Source organism: Pseudomonas sp. NFX5 (genome assembly GCF_049132125.1).
GTDB lineage: Bacteria > Pseudomonadota > Gammaproteobacteria > Pseudomonadales > Pseudomonadaceae > Aquipseudomonas > Aquipseudomonas marginalis.
In genome coordinates, this window is record NZ_JAFMZG010000014.1 from 37,828 (window position 1) to 54,949 (window position 17,122).

Annotated in this window: 16 protein-coding genes and 2 tRNA genes; 1 reads left to right on the top strand and 17 read right to left on the bottom strand. The window is 56.9% G+C overall.

Annotated elements, in window-relative coordinates; translation table 11 throughout:
- Window positions 1-62 precede the first annotated feature (62 nt).
- The 16 genes from J1N02_RS08890 to rlmE all read right to left on the bottom strand — a co-directional run bounded on the left by J1N02_RS08890 (window position 63) and on the right by rlmE (window position 16,287).
- Entirely contained in the window at window positions 63-683 is a 621-nt protein-coding gene (locus tag J1N02_RS08890; protein WP_027605372.1) for a BON domain-containing protein, read from the bottom strand.
- A 294-nt stretch (window positions 684-977) separates the two neighbouring features.
- On the bottom strand, window positions 978-3,083 hold the full coding sequence (gene pnp / locus J1N02_RS08895) for a polyribonucleotide nucleotidyltransferase (RefSeq protein WP_421147289.1): 2,106 nt from the start codon (window positions 3,081-3,083) through the stop codon (window positions 978-980).
- Between the two features lie 195 nt (window positions 3,084-3,278).
- Window positions 3,279-3,548, bottom strand: coding sequence for a 30S ribosomal protein S15 (gene rpsO / locus J1N02_RS08900; RefSeq protein ID WP_003176135.1), 270 nt, complete (start codon window positions 3,546-3,548; stop codon window positions 3,279-3,281).
- Between the two features lie 115 nt (window positions 3,549-3,663).
- Window positions 3,664-4,581 carry a tRNA pseudouridine(55) synthase TruB gene (gene truB / locus J1N02_RS08905; protein ID WP_027605370.1) on the bottom strand — a complete coding sequence of 306 codons (918 nt, stop codon included), beginning with the start codon at window positions 4,579-4,581 and terminating at the stop codon, window positions 3,664-3,666.
- 3 nt (window positions 4,582-4,584) lie between these two features.
- Window positions 4,585-4,980, bottom strand: a complete 396-nt coding sequence (rbfA, locus tag J1N02_RS08910) for a 30S ribosome-binding factor RbfA (protein WP_003176137.1) — start codon at window positions 4,978-4,980, stop codon at window positions 4,585-4,587.
- 159 nt (window positions 4,981-5,139) lie between these two features.
- Window positions 5,140-7,665, bottom strand: a complete 2,526-nt coding sequence (gene infB / locus J1N02_RS08915) for a translation initiation factor IF-2 (protein ID WP_027605369.1) — start codon at window positions 7,663-7,665, stop codon at window positions 5,140-5,142.
- Between the two features lie 27 nt (window positions 7,666-7,692).
- Window positions 7,693-9,174, bottom strand: coding sequence for a transcription termination factor NusA (nusA, locus tag J1N02_RS08920; protein ID WP_003212187.1), 1,482 nt, complete (start codon window positions 9,172-9,174; stop codon window positions 7,693-7,695).
- A gap of 47 nt (window positions 9,175-9,221) precedes the next feature.
- Window positions 9,222-9,680, bottom strand: coding sequence for a ribosome maturation factor RimP (gene rimP / locus J1N02_RS08925; protein WP_003235029.1), 459 nt, complete (start codon window positions 9,678-9,680; stop codon window positions 9,222-9,224).
- A 140-nt stretch (window positions 9,681-9,820) separates the two neighbouring features.
- A tRNA-Met gene (locus tag J1N02_RS08930) sits at window positions 9,821-9,897 on the bottom strand.
- A gap of 96 nt (window positions 9,898-9,993) precedes the next feature.
- Window positions 9,994-10,079: transfer RNA gene (locus tag J1N02_RS08935), tRNA-Leu, on the bottom strand.
- Between the two features lie 22 nt (window positions 10,080-10,101).
- Window positions 10,102-10,485: a preprotein translocase subunit SecG gene (gene secG, locus J1N02_RS08940; protein WP_010206600.1), complete on the bottom strand. Its 384-nt coding sequence runs from the start codon at window positions 10,483-10,485 to the stop codon at window positions 10,102-10,104.
- A gap of 4 nt (window positions 10,486-10,489) precedes the next feature.
- On the bottom strand, window positions 10,490-11,245 hold the full coding sequence (tpiA, locus tag J1N02_RS08945) for a triose-phosphate isomerase (RefSeq protein WP_015885920.1): 756 nt from the start codon (window positions 11,243-11,245) through the stop codon (window positions 10,490-10,492).
- A gap of 66 nt (window positions 11,246-11,311) precedes the next feature.
- The gene (gene glmM, locus J1N02_RS08950) at window positions 11,312-12,649 is read right to left on the bottom strand and encodes a phosphoglucosamine mutase (RefSeq protein ID WP_027605367.1); all 1,338 of its coding nucleotides are present in this window, start codon (window positions 12,647-12,649) and stop codon (window positions 11,312-11,314) included.
- A gap of 16 nt (window positions 12,650-12,665) precedes the next feature.
- Window positions 12,666-13,517, bottom strand: a complete 852-nt coding sequence (gene folP / locus J1N02_RS08955) for a dihydropteroate synthase (RefSeq protein ID WP_027605366.1) — start codon at window positions 13,515-13,517, stop codon at window positions 12,666-12,668.
- 8 nt (window positions 13,518-13,525) lie between these two features.
- Entirely contained in the window at window positions 13,526-15,436 is a 1,911-nt protein-coding gene (ftsH, locus tag J1N02_RS08960) for an ATP-dependent zinc metalloprotease FtsH (RefSeq protein WP_027605365.1), read from the bottom strand.
- A 200-nt stretch (window positions 15,437-15,636) separates the two neighbouring features.
- Window positions 15,637-16,287: a 23S rRNA (uridine(2552)-2'-O)-methyltransferase RlmE gene (rlmE, locus tag J1N02_RS08965; protein ID WP_015885924.1), complete on the bottom strand. Its 651-nt coding sequence runs from the start codon at window positions 16,285-16,287 to the stop codon at window positions 15,637-15,639.
- A 105-nt stretch (window positions 16,288-16,392) separates the two neighbouring features.
- Between rlmE and J1N02_RS08970 the strand changes: the two genes are divergently transcribed.
- Window positions 16,393-16,701 carry a YhbY family RNA-binding protein gene (locus J1N02_RS08970; RefSeq protein ID WP_017139256.1) on the top strand — a complete coding sequence of 103 codons (309 nt, stop codon included), beginning with the start codon at window positions 16,393-16,395 and terminating at the stop codon, window positions 16,699-16,701.
- Between the two features lie 9 nt (window positions 16,702-16,710).
- Here J1N02_RS08970 and J1N02_RS08975 read toward each other — a convergent pair whose 3' ends face one another.
- Window positions 16,711-17,115, bottom strand: a complete 405-nt coding sequence (locus tag J1N02_RS08975) for a hypothetical protein (protein ID WP_027605364.1) — start codon at window positions 17,113-17,115, stop codon at window positions 16,711-16,713.
- Window positions 17,116-17,122 lie beyond the last annotated feature (7 nt).

The following is a 17,122-nucleotide window of genomic DNA, read 5'->3' on the forward strand; positions in this document are numbered from 1 at the left end:
GTGCATTGAGTGGATATCTAACTCACGCGCCGCCGCCGCTAGTTCAGACGAATTCTTGAGCGTTACTCTGCTTTCAGGCCATCGGCCGATACAGCTTTAACGCCTTTGATTTTCTTGGTGATGTTCACCGCGGTCGTTTTCTGTGCCTCGGTCACAGCGACCGAAGAGGACAAGGAAACTACACCCTTGTTGGTTTCGACTTTGATGTCGGTGCCAGGAATGCCTTTCTCGGTGACCAGGTCAGCTTTGACTTTGGTGGTGATCCAGGTGTCGGAGGTTGCGCCTTTGGCGTCAGCCGCTGCACCTTTGGTTTTGTCGATGTTGTCTGCCTTGGTAGCGCCGCCAGCCAACAGGCCGTCAGCCGAAACTGCGGTTACACCTTTGATTTTCTTGGTGATCGCTACGGCAGTTTCTTTCTGCGCGTCCGAAATGGCTACGGTCGAAGACAGGGAAACCACACCTTTGTTGGTCTCAACCTTGATGTCCGAACCAGGGATGCCTTTTTCGGTCAGCAGATCGGATTTAACTTTGGTGGTGATCCAAGTATCCGAAACGCTTTCTTTTGCCTTGGTGGCTTCACCGGCCGCCAGGGTCATTGGAGCTTGGGAAGTCTGGGCAAAGGCCACGTTAGCACCCATGGCCAGGGTCAGAGCGGTAGCAGTAGCGAGAGCGAACTTCTTCATACGAGTAACTCCTGTTTTATTAAAAGTCTGCAGTGTGTGAACCTTGATGCTGCAGCGTTAACAGGGTTATTGCAGGCAGTGTGCCAAGTCGCCACAGAAGATTAAATCGTTAAAAATCATATACTTATAAAAACACTCGAATTTCGGAATCGTGCAACTTGCATGAACGCCATCATGCCTGCGTGCAAGTTGCGGCTTTTGCGATTTACTAAGCGTCTGATTTTTCGGCATTTTCCTTCAGGCGTAAAAAAAGGACTCCGAAGAGTCCTTTTTTTCAGCGTTAGCCTGGGGTAATTAAACGCCCGAAGCCTTGGCTGCTGCTACGTCCTTGATGGACAGCTTGATACGGCCGCGGTTGTCCACGTCCAGTACCAGCACTTCCACTTCCTGGCCTTCTTTCAGAATGTCGGTCACTTTCTCAACGCGAGCGTCGCTCAGCATGGAGATGTGAACCAGACCATCTTTGCCTGGCAGGATGTTGACGAATGCGCCGAAGTCGACGATGCGATCAACCTTACCGACGTAGATCTTGCCGATCTCGGCTTCAGCGGTGATGCCGAGGACGCGTTGACGCGCAGCTTCTGCAGCTTCCTTGGTTTCGCCGAAGATCTTGATCGAGCCGTCGTCTTCGATGTCGATCGAAGCCTTGGTCTCTTCACAGATCGCACGAATGGTCGCGCCGCCTTTACCGATAACATCACGGATTTTGTCGGTGTCGATTTTCATCGCGATCATGGTCGGAGCATTTTCCGACAGTTCGGTACGGGACTGACCAATGATCTGGTTCATCTGACCGAGGATGTTCAGGCGCGCTTCCAGGGCTTGGCCCAGGGCGATTTCCATGATCTCTTCGGTGATGCCCTTGATCTTGATGTCCATCTGCAGCGCGGTAACACCTTTGGCGGTACCGGCTACTTTGAAGTCCATATCGCCCAGGTGGTCTTCGTCACCCAGGATGTCGGTCAGGATGGCGAACTTCTCGCCTTCTTTAACCAGGCCCATGGCGATACCGGCAACCGGCGCCTTCATCGGCACACCCGCGTCCATCAGCGCCAGGGAAGCACCGCAGACCGAAGCCATGGAGCTGGAGCCGTTGGACTCGGTGATTTCCGACACCACACGGATGGTGTACGGGAACACGTCAGCAGCAGGCAGCATGGCCTGGACCGAACGACGGGCCAGACGGCCGTGACCGATTTCGCGACGACCAGCACCGCCCATGCGACCACACTCGCCCACCGAGAACGGCGGGAAGTTGTAGTGCAGCATGAAGGGGTCTTTTTTCTCGCCTTCCAGGGTGTCCAGCAGCTGTGCGTCACGGGCAGTACCCAGGGTCGCAACGACCAGTGCCTGGGTTTCACCACGGGTGAACAGTGCCGAACCGTGAGTCTTCGGCAGAACACCGACTTCGATGTTCAGCGGACGAACGGTGCGGGTGTCGCGGCCGTCGATACGTGGCTTGCCGTTAACGATGTTTTCGCGAACGGTGCGGTATTCGATTTCACCAAAGGCTGCTTTGACTTCGCTGGAAGAAGGCTGGCCTTCTTCGCCGGACAGCTTGGCAACAACCTGGTCCTTCAGCTCACCCAGGCGAGCGTAACGGTCGGCCTTGACGGTGATGGTGTAGGCGTCGGAGATCGCAGTGCCGAACTCGGAGCGGATAGCGCCCAGCAGTTCGGTTGCTTCGGCTTGCGGAGCCCAGGCCCAGGTCGGCTTGGCAGCTTCGGCAGCCAGTTCTTTAACAGCGTTGATCACAACCTGGAACTCGTCGTGGGCAAATAGTACTGCGCCCAGCATCTGGTCTTCGGTCAGCTCTTTGGCTTCCGATTCAACCATCAATACGGCTTCCGACGTACCGGCAACGACCATGTCCAGGCTCGATGCTTTCAGTTGCTCGTAAGTCGGGTTCAGCAGGTAACCGGTGCTTTCGTGGAAAGCAACGCGGGCTGCGCCGATCGGGCCATCGAAAGGAATACCGGAGATGGCCAGGGCAGCCGAAGTACCGATCATCGCCGCGACGTCAGGATCGGTTTTCTTGCTGGTGGAAACGACGGTGCAGACAACCTGCACTTCGTTCATGAAGCCTTCTGGGAACAGCGGACGGATCGGACGGTCGATCAGTCGGGAAGTCAGGGTTTCTTTCTCGGAAGGACGGCCTTCGCGCTTGAAGAAACCGCCAGGGATCTTACCGGCAGCGTAAGTCTTTTCCTGGTAGTGAACGGAAAGAGGGAAGAAGCCTTTGCTTGGGTCGGCGTGCTTGGCGCCAACAACGGTCACCAATACGGTAACGTCGTCGTCAACGGTAACCAGCACTGCGCCGGAGGCTTGACGGGCGATACGGCCTGTCTCGAGGGTAACGGTCGACTGACCGAACTGGAATTTTTTGATAACCGGGTTCACGGTGTCCTACCTTCTTTGTGGCTCTTGGGGAACTTGTCTTCTTGCGAAATTCTTGGGCAATGTCGGGAATCGGCCCAACCCTTGTCCAGGGGTAAAACGTGTATCCAGATAAAACTTGAGGCTGGGAGCCTACCATGGGCCAGCGGGAATCCCACTGACACACGGCAGACAACCAACCTCTAGCGCAATCGCTGATTAGCGACGCAGACCCAGGCGACCGATCAGAGCCTGATAACGACCCAGATCCTTGCCTTTCAGGTAGTCCAGCAGCTTACGGCGCTGGTTTACCATGCGGATCAGACCACGACGGGAGTGGTGATCTTTACCGTTGGCCTTGAAGTGACCCTGCAGCTTGTTGATGTTGTGGGTCAGCAGTGCAACTTGCACTTCTGGCGAACCAGTGTCACCAACAGCTTGCTGGTAGTCAGCTACGATTTGTGCTTTTTCTTGAACGTCGAGAGCCATGAGGCAATCCTTTTTTCAGGAAACCACCCAAAGGGCAGTTTCAACAGGCCAGGGACAAATCCCTGTATCTAAAAATGAGTGTTGACCGTGCCTGTTAACAGCCACACTCGTTCGGTCATTCTGACCGAATCAGTCGACGTGGCGCGATGCGCCCGTCTTCGCTCACTTCACCGATACCGATAAAGCGACCGTTATGATCCTGTACCCGCACCATGCCGAACTTCGGGGCATCCGGGGCGCGTACCGGCTGGCCGTTAAGCCAGTAGAACGCGCTGTGTTCCGAAAAGTGCAGTAATGGCCAATCCAGCAAGCCACTGTCCGACGGCATCAGGAAGCGATCAACCGCTTCGTTGCCACCTTCGGCGTGTACCGCCTCCAACTCTTCCAGTGTGACCGTCTGGGCCAGGCTGAAAGGTCCGGCCTGGGTGCGTCGCAGTTCAGCTACATACGCGCCGCAACCGAGCTGCTCACCAATATCTTCCACCAGAGTACGGATATAAGTGCCTTTGCTGCAGTCCACGGCCAAGCGTGCGGTGTCACCTTCACAGGCGAGCAATTCCAAGCGCGCAATAGTAACAGAACGCGGTTCGCGCTCCACTACTTCGCCCGCACGTGCCAGCTTGTAAAGGGGCTGCCCATCACGCTTGAGCGCCGAGTACATCGGCGGTATCTGACTGATTTGCCCACGAAAAGCAGGTAAAGCAGCTTCGATATCAGCACGACCAACGGTCACGTCGCGAACCTGCAAAACATCACCTTCGGCGTCTGCCGTGGTGGTGGTCTTGCCCAGTTGCATCAGGGTTTCGTAACCCTTGTCGGAATCGAGCAGGTATTGCGAGAACTTGGTGGCCTCGCCAAAGCACAACGGCAGTACACCGGTGGCCAGGGGATCGAGGCTGCCGGTGTGTCCGGCCTTCTCGGCATTGAGCAACCAGCGGACCTTCTGCAACGCGGCATTGGAGGTAAAGCCAATCGGCTTGTCGAGCAGAATGATGCCGCTGACGTTGCGACGGATACGTTTGACCTGAGCCACCGCTTACTCCTTGGCGTCTTCAGGTGTGGATGGGTGCTGGCTGTCTTCAGCCACGGCGCGCTCGATCAGTGCCGACAGGTGCGCGCCACGCACAACGCTTTCGTCGTAGTGGAAGTGCAACTGGGGCACGCTGCGCAGCTTCATTTCACGGGCCAACTGCATGCGCAGGAAACCTGCGGCCGAGTTGAGTACCTTGATGCTTTGCGCGATTTCTTCGCTGTTGTCCTGCCCCATCACGGTGATGAAGATCTTCGCGTGACCCACGTCACGGCTCACTTCAACAGCGGTGATGGTGACCAGGCCAACGCGGGGGTCTTTGACTTCGCGACGGATCAGTTGGGCCAGCTCACGCTGCATCTGATCGCCGATACGCTGGGTACGGCTGTATTCTTTTGCCATGTCTTGTTACCTGTTACTGCCACACGGTGAAACCCATGGGGTCTGAAAGCGGCAAACGCCCGGCCTGACAAAAGCCAGACCGGGCGTTGCGTTTAGAGTCCTCACGCTGCGCGGGGCATTTGCATGCCCACACGCGGCGTGGCTCCTGAAGTGCGCGAGTTAGAGGCTGCGAGCAACCTGAACCTTCTCGTAGACTTCGATCTTGTCGCCAGCCTTGACGTCGTTGTAGCTCTTGACGCCGATACCGCATTCCATGCCGGCACGCACTTCGGAAGCGTCATCCTTGAAGCGGCGCAGGGATTCCAGCTCGCCTTCGAAGATAACGATGTCTTCACGCAGTACACGGATTGGACGATTACGGTACACGGTACCTTCGATAACCATGCAGCCGGCGATCGCACCGAATTTCGGCGAGCGGAACACGTCACGTACTTCGGCGACACCCAGGATGTTCTCCCGGACGTCACTGCCAAGCATACCGGTGAGGGCTTTCTTGACGTCTTCGATGATGTCGTAGATGACGTTGTAGTAACGCATGTCCAGGCCTTCCTGCTCGACGATCTTGCGAGCGCCAGCATCGGCACGCACGTTGAAGCCGAACAGTACAGCGTTGGAAGCCAGTGCCAGGTTGGCGTCGGACTCGGTAATACCACCGACACCGCCACCCACAACACGCACTTGCACTTCGTCGTTACCCAGGCCATTCAAGGCGCCGTTCAACGCTTCGAGGGAACCACGAACGTCAGACTTGAGGACGATGTTAAGCGTCTTCTTCTCGGCCTGGCCCATGTTCTCGAAGATGTTTTCCAGCTTGCCGGCATGCGCGCGAGCCAGTTTGACTTCACGGAACTTGCCTTGACGGAACAGAGCCACTTCACGGGCTTTCTTCTCGTCAGACAGCACGCTCATCTCGTCGCCAGCGTCCGGGGTACCGTCCAGGCCGAGGATCTCGACAGGGATGGAAGGACCGGCTTCCTTGATTGGCTTGCCGTTCTCGTCGAGCATGGCACGTACACGGCCATAGTTCGAACCGACCAGTACCATGTCGCCTTGACGCAGGGTACCGTCTTGAACCAGTACGGTTGCAACCGGGCCACGACCCTTGTCGAGACGCGACTCAACCACAACACCACGACCTGGGGCCGATGGGGTTGCTTTCAGTTCAAGTACTTCAGCTTGCAGCAGGACAGCTTCGAGCAGTTCGTCCACGCCAGTACCGACTTTCGCCGAAACCGAAACGAATGGCGTATCACCGCCCCACTCTTCAGACGTCACGCCATGAACCGACAGTTCGCTACGGATGCGATCGAGATCGGCGCCCGGCTTGTCGATCTTGTTCACGGCAACAACCAGAGGAACACCAGCGGCTTTAGCGTGCTGGACAGCTTCAATGGTCTGCGGCATCACGCCGTCGTCCGCTGCAACGACCAGGATCACGATGTCAGTCGCCTTGGCACCACGGGCACGCATTGCGGTAAACGCGGCGTGACCTGGGGTGTCGAGGAAGGTGACCATGCCGCGCTCGGTTTCAACGTGGTACGCACCGATGTGCTGGGTGATACCGCCGGCTTCGCCAGCAGCTACCTTGGCACGACGGATGTAGTCGAGCAGCGAAGTCTTACCATGGTCAACGTGGCCCATTACGGTCACGACTGGCGCACGGGAGAATGTCTCGCCTTCAAACTTCAGGGACTCAGCCAGGGAATCTTCCAGGGCGGTGTCGCTGACCAGGGTCACTTTGTGGCCCAGTTCTTCGGCTACCAGTTGAGCAGTTTCCTGATCAAGCACCTGGTTGATGGTCGCTGGAGTACCCAGTTTGAACATGAACTTGATGATTTCAGCAGCCTTGACCGACATCTGGTTGGCAAGATCGCCAACCGTGATGGTCTCGCCGATCTGCACATCACGCACGACAGGGCCGGTTGGGCTCTGGAAACCGTGGGCGTTGCGTTTCTTCAGCTTGGCCTTGCCGCGACCACCACGACGGAAGCCATCGCTTTCTTCGTCGGTAGTCCGTGGAGCAACGCGTGGAGCAGGCGCTTTCTCTTTGACCGAAGCACGATGCGGAGCGTTTTTGCGCTCGCCATCGCCACCACCACCGCGACGATTGTTATCGTCGGCACGTGGTTTATCCGGACGACGAGGTTCTTCGCGCTTGCGGGCATCGGCAGCAGGTGCTGGTGCAGCGGCAACCGGAGCGGCCTCACGCACAGCGTCTGCAGGAGCGCCAGGCGCGGCTACCGCTTCAGTGGAAGCAGTTTGCGCAGCAGCAGGCTGACGACGCGCTTCTTCTTCGGCGCGACGCTTGGCTTCTTCTTCAGCCTTCTGACGTGCAGCATTTTCTACTGCGCGACGTTCTTCCAGTTCGCGTTTGCGCTCGGCTTCGATTTCTTCCGGGCTGCGCTGTACGAAGACTTTCTTCTTGCGTACTTCAACGCTGATGCTCTTGCTACCCGCAACCCGCAGGGTGCTGGTGGTTTTGCGCTGCAATGTAATCTTGCGCGGTTCTTCCACTTTCGCCTTGTGGCTGCTCTTCAAGTGAGTCAGCAAAGACTGCTTCTCACTATCGCTCACACCTTCATCGGCGGCGGTGTGCGGCAGACCTGCCTCACGCATCTGCTGCAACAGGCGCTCTACCGGTGTTTTGACCTCATCGGCCAGTTGTTTCACCGTGACTTGCGTCATGCACTTCTCTCCTCAGGCCGCGCCTAATTACTCGAACCAATGGGCTCGGGCGGCCATGATCAACTTGCCGGCACGATCATCGTCAATGCCGTCGATGTCGAGCAGATCGTCAATAGACTGCTCGGCCAGGTCTTCGCGGGTAATTACGCCGCGCACCGCCAGTTCCATCGCCAAATCCTTGTCCATACCCTCAAGCGAGAGCAGGTCTTCGGCCGGATGGGCGTCTGCCAGCTTTTCCTCAGTAGCGATGGCTTTAGTCAACAAACGATCCTTGGCCCGAGCGCGAAGCTCGTTGACGGTGTCTTCGTCAAAGCCGTCGATGTTGAGCATTTCTTCCAACGGTACGTAGGCAATCTCTTCCAGGCTGGTGAAGCCTTCATCTACCAGCACCTGCGCCAGGTCTTCGTCGACTTCCAACTCGTCGATGAAGTTGCGCAGGATGTCACCGGTTTCAGCTTGCTGCTTAGCCTGGATGTCCGATTCGGTCATTACGTTCAGGGTCCAGCCGGTCAACTGGCTGGCCAGACGCACGTTCTGACCACCACGACCAATGGCCTGGGCCAGATTGTCTGCGCCAACGGCGATGTCCATTGCATGGGCATCTTCGTCAACGATAATTGCCGCCACTTCAGCCGGCGACATGGCATTGATCACGAACTGCGCCGGGTTATCGTCCCAGAGGACGATGTCCACACGCTCACCACCCAATTCGCCCGACACTGCCTGGACGCGCGAACCGCGCATACCGATGCAAGCGCCTTGCGGGTCGATGCGTTTGTCCTTGGAGCGGACCGCGATCTTGGCACGCGAACCCGGGTCGCGGGACGCAGCCATGACTTCGATCAGGCCTTCGGCAATTTCCGGCACCTCGATACGGAACAACTCAATCAGCATTTCCGGCGCAGTACGCGACAGAATCAACTGAGGGCCACGGTTCTCGGTGCGGATTTCCTTGAGCAGCGCACGCAAACGCACGCCAACACGGAAGGTTTCGCGAGAGATGATGTCTTCGCGGGCCAGCAACGCTTCAGCGTTGTTGCCCAGGTCGACGATCACATTGTCGCGGGTCACTTTTTTCACGGTGCCGGAGATGATTTCCCCCAGGCGCTCGCGATAGGCATCAACGACTTGAGCGCGCTCGGCTTCGCGAACCTTCTGCACGATGACCTGCTTGGCGGTCTGTGCAGCAATGCGGCCGAACTCGATGGACTCGATCTTTTCTTCAACGACATCACCGACCTGGGCGCCTGGGTGCGTTTCAGCAACCTTGCTTGGCCAGGTTTCGATGGCCGGATCATCAAGATCGGCCTCTTCGACGACCGTCCAGCGACGGAAAGTCTCATAGGCACCGGTGTGGCGGTTGATTTCCACACGCAGATCAACTTCGTCTTCAAAACGCTTTTTGGTAGCAGTGGCCAGGGCCAGCTCCAGCGCTTCAAAAATCACGTTTGCCGGTACGCCCTTTTCATTGGATACCGACTCAACAACCAGCAGTACTTCTTTGCTCATCGTACGCCTCGCCTTTCGCAAGCCATTGGATCCGCGGGATCCGCGTCTCAGTCAAAACTGGGAATAATGTTGGCCTTGTCGATCATATCGATCGGCAACAGGAACTCATGGTCTTCTACCTGCACCACGACATCCTGTTCTTCTACACCGCGCAGAAGGCCCTGAAAGTTGCGACGCCCTTCAAACGGGGATCGCAGCTTGATCTTCACTTGTTCACCGGCAAATTTTGCAAACTGATCAATAGTGAACAGTGGGCGTTCCATGCCTGGCGAGGAAACTTCGAGGGTGTACTCAACGGAGATAGGATCTTCAACATCCAGAACACCGCTGATCTGACGGCTGACAATGGCACAATCGTCCACCAGCACGCCGCCCTCTTTATCGATATAAACGCGCAACATTGAGTGGCGACCTTGAGCCGAAAACTCAATACCCCAGCATTCATAGCCTAGGGCCACGACCACCGGGGCCAACAAGGCCTGCAACTCTTCTAGCTTGCTCGACACCTGAACCCCCTCGTGCATGTATGTGCATGCTGTGCAAAATAAAAAAATGGGCGAAACGCCCATCCTTGAAACGCCGTCGAACAGCGGCGTTGAAAGTGTCCAGCTAACAAAAAGCCCCTTAAAAGGGGCTCCGCTAAAACTGGTTGCGGGGGCCGGATTTGAACCGACGACCTTCGGGTTATGAGCCCGACGAGCTACCAGACTGCTCCACCCCGCGACAAAGCTGGGGCGGAAGTATACGACCGATCCCTTACAGGGTCAATGTAACCTTCCACCTACAAGAAAGCCCGCAACAGCGGGCTCTCCTGATAATTGGTACCGAGAAGGGGACTCGAACCCCTACACCCTATGGGCACAACCACCTCAAGGTTGCGTGTCTACCAATTCCACCACCTCGGCAATACAGCGTTTACAACCCTTCTTACTTCTGCTCTTGAGCTGGAGGTACGTCAGTCGCTGGAGTAGCCGACTTTTGCTCTTGAAGCACCGGGACATCATCAGAAGCCGGTTTTGCTTTTGGAACTTCCAACACTGCTGGGTTTGGCAAACCTACCTGAGTCAGCACATGAGCCTTCTCTTTAGCAAAGTAACCCAACCCCAAGCTGGTTATGAAGAAACCGGCGGCAAGTATAGCAGTAAACTTACTAAGAAAGGTAGAGGAACCTTGGCTTCCGAACACAGTATTTGAAGCACCTGCACCGAAAGACGCACCAGCATCCGCACCTTTACCCTGTTGCAACAAAACCAGGGCAACTACGCCCAGGGCAGCCAACAGATGAAAAACGACTACGACTGTTTCCAGCATTTTTTCAGTTTCCCGCGGCGCGACAAATCGCACCGAACTCATCTGCATTCAGGGAAGCTCCACCAATGAGCCCCCCATCGATATCCGGCATGCCGAACAGTTCGACCGCATTGGCCGCCTTCACGCTGCCGCCGTATAGAAGCCGCACACCTTGTGCGACTTCAGAATTCTCTGCCGCCAACTGCGCGCGGATGGCTGCGTGCACATCCTGCGCCTGTTGCGGTGTAGCAGTCAGCCCGGTACCAATGGCCCAGACCGGCTCGTAAGCAATTACCGCCTTTGCGAACGCACCAACACCCAGCTCCTCGATGATGCTGCCAAGCTGACGCGAGACAACTTCAAGAGTCTTGCCCGATTCCCGCTGCTCAAGGGTCTCCCCAATACACAACACCGGAATCAAGCCACAAGCCTGCGCTGCTGCGAACTTGCGATTGAGTGTCCCATCACGCTCGCCCATCATCTGACGGCGCTCGGAGTGCCCGACAAGCACATAGGAACAACCCGCATCAACCAGCTGACTCGGTGCAATCTCACCGGTCAACGCACCTTGCATGGCTTCCACCGCAGAGTTCTGCGCGCCGACCTGAATCGACTTACCTTTCAAGCCATCCACCACTTGGGTGATATGCAAGCAAGGCGGGAACACCGCGATATCAACACCGCTAGGCAAGGCCAAGTGACGAAGGCCATTGATCAGCTCAGCGACACTGGCGCGGGTACCGTGCATCTTCCAGTTACCAGCTACCATAGTGCGACGCATGCTGTACCTCGTCGGTCAAAGTGGGCGCAGATGTTACCCAACCACATCATCACTGGCAAGCCGAATTCAGGCGCAAACTTCAGTTACCAGTTTTGCCAGGTCTTCGGCATGGCCGCGAACCTGTATTTCGTCGTCACCTTCGACCATGACGCGTACCAAAGGCTCTGTGCCGGACTTGCGTAGCAATACCCGTCCACGACCAGCCATTGCCAGGGTCGCGCGCTCGCAAGCCTCTTTGACAGCAGGGTGCTCGATCGGGTTTTCCCCACCTGCGAAACGCACGTTCAGCAATACTTGCGGGCATTTGCGCAAAGCCTGACGCGCCTGGGCCAGGCTCTCTTCGCGGCGACGCAAAGCCAATAGCACCTGCAACGCCGCAATAATCGCGTCACCGGTGGTGGTGTGCTGGAAGCACACCACGTGCCCGGAGTTCTCACCACCTACCTGCCAGTTACGCTCCAGCAGCTCGGCGATCACATACCGGTCACCGACGTTGGCGCGAACAAAAGGAATACCCAGGTCTGCCAATGCCAGCTCAAGCCCCAGGTTGCTCATCAGCGTACCGACGACACCGCCTTGCAGCTTGTTACGCTCATGCAGGTCGCGGGCAATGATGAACAACAGATCATCGCCGTCCACCACTGCACCGGTATGGTCAACCATCAGCACGCGGTCGCCGTCACCGTCGAAGGCAATCCCAAGGTCGGCGTGCTCGGCCAGGACTGCGGCCTGCAACTGCTCCATATGAGTGGAGCCGCAGTTTTCGTTGATATTCAATCCGTTGGGCTGAGCCGACAGCACTGTCACGTCTGCGCCAAGCTCCCTGAATACGCTTGGCGCGACTTTGTAGGTCGCACCATGGGCGCAGTCGACAACAACCTTCAGGCCGGCAAAATTGGTACTGGTAGGCACACTGCTCTTGCAGAACTCGATATAACGACCGGACGCGTCATTGATGCGCGACACCTTGCCCAGCTTGCTGGACTCGACCACGGTCATCGGCGCATCCAACAGTTCTTCGATCATCAACTCGATCTCATCCGGCAACTTGGTGCCCTGACCGGAGAAGAACTTGATGCCGTTGTCGTCATGTGGATTGTGCGAAGCACTGATCACAATACCGGCCTCAGCGTGAAAGGTACGCGTCAGGTATGCAATCGCGGGCGTCGGCATTGGCCCCAGCAACATCACATCGGCGCCTGCGGCGGATAAGCCGGCCTCAAGCGCTGATTCAAACATGTATCCCGAAATCCGGGTGTCCTTGCCCACCAGGATGCGGCACGCCCCCATGCTGCGGAAAGCCATACCAGCCGCCCATCCAAGCTTGAGCATGAAATCAGGAGTAATCGGAAACTCGCCGACCCGACCACGGATACCGTCGGTGCCAAAGTATTTTTTAGTCATAAGTGCTCCATCATTCTTATTCGGCTGATTCCACAGCTGCAATCATGCGTACCACATCCACGGTCTCAGCAACGTCATGCACACGCAAGATGCGCGCACCCTTGGTCACCGCGAGCGCCGCCAGTGCAAGACCGCCGTACAACCGCTCACCCACCGGACGGCTCAATGCCAGCCCTATCATGCTCTTGCGCGAAACACCGACCAACAGGGGCCGACCAAGGGCATGCAAGGACTCCATGTGTTTGAACAAACTCAAATTGTGTTGCAGGGTCTTGGCGAAACCAAACCCCGGATCAAGGATGATCCTTTCCGGCGCAATACCTACCGCGACGCACTGGGCAACGCGCTCGGAGAGAAAACCACTCACTTCACCAACCAGGTCATCATAGTGCGGGCTGTCCTGCATATTGCCGGGCTCACCCAGCATATGCATCAAACACACCGGCAAACCGGTGGCTGCGGCTGCATCCAGGGCACCGTCGCGCCGCAGGGACCGCACATCGTTGATCAAGCCGGCACCTAATCGCGCAGTCTCACGCATCACGGCCGGGGTGGAGGTATCAACCGAAATGATCACATCCAACTCTCGAGCGATGCGCTCGACAATCGGCGCCACGCGCTCCAACTCCTCCAGAGGAGAAACTGCGCGAGCACCAGGCCGAGTCGATTCACCGCCCACATCAATCAAGGTCGCGCCAGCCGCCACCATGGCTTCTGCGTGGCGCAATGCAGCATCAAGCTGGCTGAAGCGGCCACCATCGGAAAAGGAGTCAGGGGTTACATTAAGAATGCCCATGACATGCGTATGGGCCAAATCAAGAACCCGGTTGCCGCAAGGCAACCGGGGGGAGGACGGAGCAAAAGTCATTTCAAACCTTAATGGTCAGCTGCCGGGCCGCCGATTGGGGTTTCAGGGCGCTCGTTCTGAACCACTGGCGGGGTGCCCGAAGTACCCGAACCACCTTCCCAATCACGAGGCTCACGAGGCGCCCGACCGGCCATAATGTCGTCGATCTGGTCTGCGTCGATGGTCTCGTACTTCATCAGTGCATCAGCCATTGCATCAAGTTTGTCGCGATTATCCGTCAGGATCTGCTTGGCAGTGCCGTAGCACTGGTCAATGATACTGCGCACCTCAGAATCGATCAGCTTGGCTGTCTCACCGGAGAAACTGGCGTTTTGACCACCGCCGCCACGCCCCAGGAATACTTCACCTTCTTCTTCGGCATACATCAAAGGACCGAGTTTTTCCGACAAGCCCCACTTGGTCACCATGTTCCGCGCAATCTGGCTGGCGCGCATGATGTCGTTGGAAGCCCCAGTGGTCACGCCGTCGAAGCCCAAGGTCATTTCTTCAGCAATTCGACCGCCGTACAGCGAGCAGATCTGACTGATCAGCGCACGCTTGGAGAGGCTATAACGATCCTCCTCCGGCAGGAACATGGTGACACCCAACGCACGACCACGAGGAATAATCGACACTTTGTAGACCGGGTCATGCTCAGGCACGACGCGCCCCACAATGGCGTGGCCGGCTTCGTGATAAGCAGTGTTCTGCTTCTCTTTTTCGGACATGACCATGGATTTGCGCTCAGCGCCCATCATGATCTTGTCTTTCGCCAACTCGAACTCTTTCATTTCAACGATGCGCTTGCCGGTACGGGCTGCAAACAGCGAAGCCTCGTTCACCAGGTTGGCCAGGTCAGCACCCGAGAACCCCGGGGTACCACGGGCAATCACAGCCGGTGCAACGTCGTCGCCCATTGGCACTTTGCGCATGTGCACTTTCAGGATTTGTTCGCGCCCACGGATGTCCGGCAGGCCAACCACCACCTGGCGGTCAAAGCGGCCTGGACGCAGCAGCGCAGGATCCAACACGTCCGGACGGTTGGTTGCCGCGATGACGATGATGCCGTCATTCATCTCGAAACCATCCATCTCGACCAGCAACTGGTTGAGGGTTTGCTCACGCTCATCATGACCGCCGCCCATGCCAGCACCACGATGACGACCAACGGCGTCGATTTCATCGATGAAGATGATGCATGGCGCATGCTTCTTGGCCTGTTCGAACATGTCGCGAACGCGGCTCGCACCGACACCGACGAACATTTCAACGAAGTCAGAACCGGAAATAGTGAAGAACGGTACCTTGGCTTCGCCGGCAATGGCCTTGGCCAGCAAGGTTTTACCGGTACCTGGAGGGCCGACCATCAGCACTCCGCGAGGAATACGGCCACCCAGGCGCTGGAATTTGCCTGGATCGCGCAAGAACTCAACCAACTCGCCGACTTCTTCCTTGGCTTCGTCGCAACCCGCTACGTCAGCCAGGGTAGTCTTTACCTGATCTTCAGAGAGCAGGCGCGCCTTGCTCTTGCCGAAGCTCATCGGCCCGCCCTTGCCTCCCGCACCGCCTTGCATCTGGCGCATGAAGAACATGAACACGGCAATGATCACCAGGATCGGGAAGCTTGCCACCAGGAGTTGAGTCCAGATGCTCTGCTGCTCAGGCTGCTTGCCTTCGACAACCACGTGGTTATCCACCAGGTCGCCGATCAGACCGTTGTCCTGAATTGCCGGACGAATGGTCTTGAAGCTGTCGCCATCGTTGCGTTTGCCGGTGATCACGTAGCCATCAACCGCTACGCGCTCGACCTTGCCATCCTTAACTTGCTGGATGAAGTCGGAATAGTTGAGGGTCTGCGGCTCGTTAGGGCTGGAGAAGTTGTTCATCACCGTCACGAGGACAGCCGCGATGATCAACCACAGGATCAGATTCTTTGCCATATCGTTCAATTAACTACCCTCTGAAGCAAGCTCCGCTACTGGCGCGCGCTTCGCATGATATTCACCGGCCTAACTTACTACATTACCTACAACTCTGGCAGGCGCCGTCTGTAACCCTTTGTGAAACTTTGACTACACAATATTCGTAAAGCTTCGTGACGAAAGCGATATAAAAAAACCTATCGCCCTCCTCGAATTCCTCAAAAACGCTCTTCACTCGCCGCGCCTTCGACGCCACGGAAGCCGCGGCACAGCAGGTATTGCTCCCTGGACCGGTCCCGGGAAGAGTCTGGTTTACGCGTCTGCACCTTGTCGAACAATTTGCGGATGTTCTTGTGGTACTCGTCGAAACCCTCTCCCTGGAACACCTTCACCAGGAAATCGCCACCGGGACGCAACACCCGACCCGCCAAATCCAGCGCCAATTCGCAAAGGAACATGGCCCGCGGCATATCAACGGCCGGTAATCCACTCATATTGGGGGCCATGTCGGAAATCACAAGGTCTACCTGCGAATTTCCCACAGCCTCAAGGATCTGGGCGAGCACTGTGTCCTGGGTAAAGTCTCCATGAACAAAGGTCACATCCGGGATGCTGTCCATTTCCAGGATGTCGGAAGCAATCAGGCGACCTTGACCACCAATCAGACGACTGGTCACCTGGGACCAGCCACCGGGAGCCGCGCCAAGATCGATGACGCTCATGCCTGGACGAATCAACTTGTCCTTGTCCTGGATCTCCAACAGCTTGTAGCTGGCCCGGGAACGATAGCCATCCTTTTGCGCCTTTTTGACGTAAGGATCGTTGAAATGCTCTTGCAGCCACTTAAGGCTAGTTTTGGAACGGGCCACGGGCCACCTCGAAAATAAAACGGGTCGTGATTAACTGGGCGGTCCCGGACTCGCTCGGGTAAACTGGCCGCCGCTTTTTACAAGATCAGACGCAGGGGTCAGATTATGCCGCTCACTCAAGAGCAGAAGAAACAGTACAAATCCATTGGCCACCATCTGAAACCAGTTCTGATTGTGGCAGACAACGGTTTGACTGAAGGTGTGTTAGCCGAACTTGAACGCGCATTGGGCGATCACGAACTGATCAAGATCAAGGTCAACATCCTTGACCGCGAGGCGCGCCTGGCCGCCATTGCAGAACTGTGCAAGGTTGGCAAGGCGGACCTGGTTCAGGTCATCGGCAAGATGGCGCTGCTGTATCGCAAGAACTTCAGCGTCAACAAGCAACTGTCGAACGTACACCGCTTCAAGTAATACAAAGGGTCACGGGCGTGCTTCGCGCGCCCCGCCACTCCATCCCGGAGCAGGCTGTATAACCAGCACCAGGCCGGAGAACCCTAGCACAAGATAGCTGAATAGCTGCCAGCGCAACGCTTCCGGCAGCCAGACATGCACAATGCAATACATTGCACACGCATACAGCGCCATCAACAGCAGTTGGCCGCGAATATCCCGCCACAGACTCTCCAAGCCTTCAGCCTTGACCAGCACCAACGCCTGAAGCGCTACGCACGCCGCCGCGAAACCCACCAGCAGCGCACTCAGTAATCCATCGATTTCATCGATCAGCAACGGAGCCAGGCCAATCACGCCCAGCACCGGCAATACACCAAGATGTAACAACCATAGGCCGCCCACCCAAAGCATCTGGGCAAGCTGCCAAAGCATGGCGCCC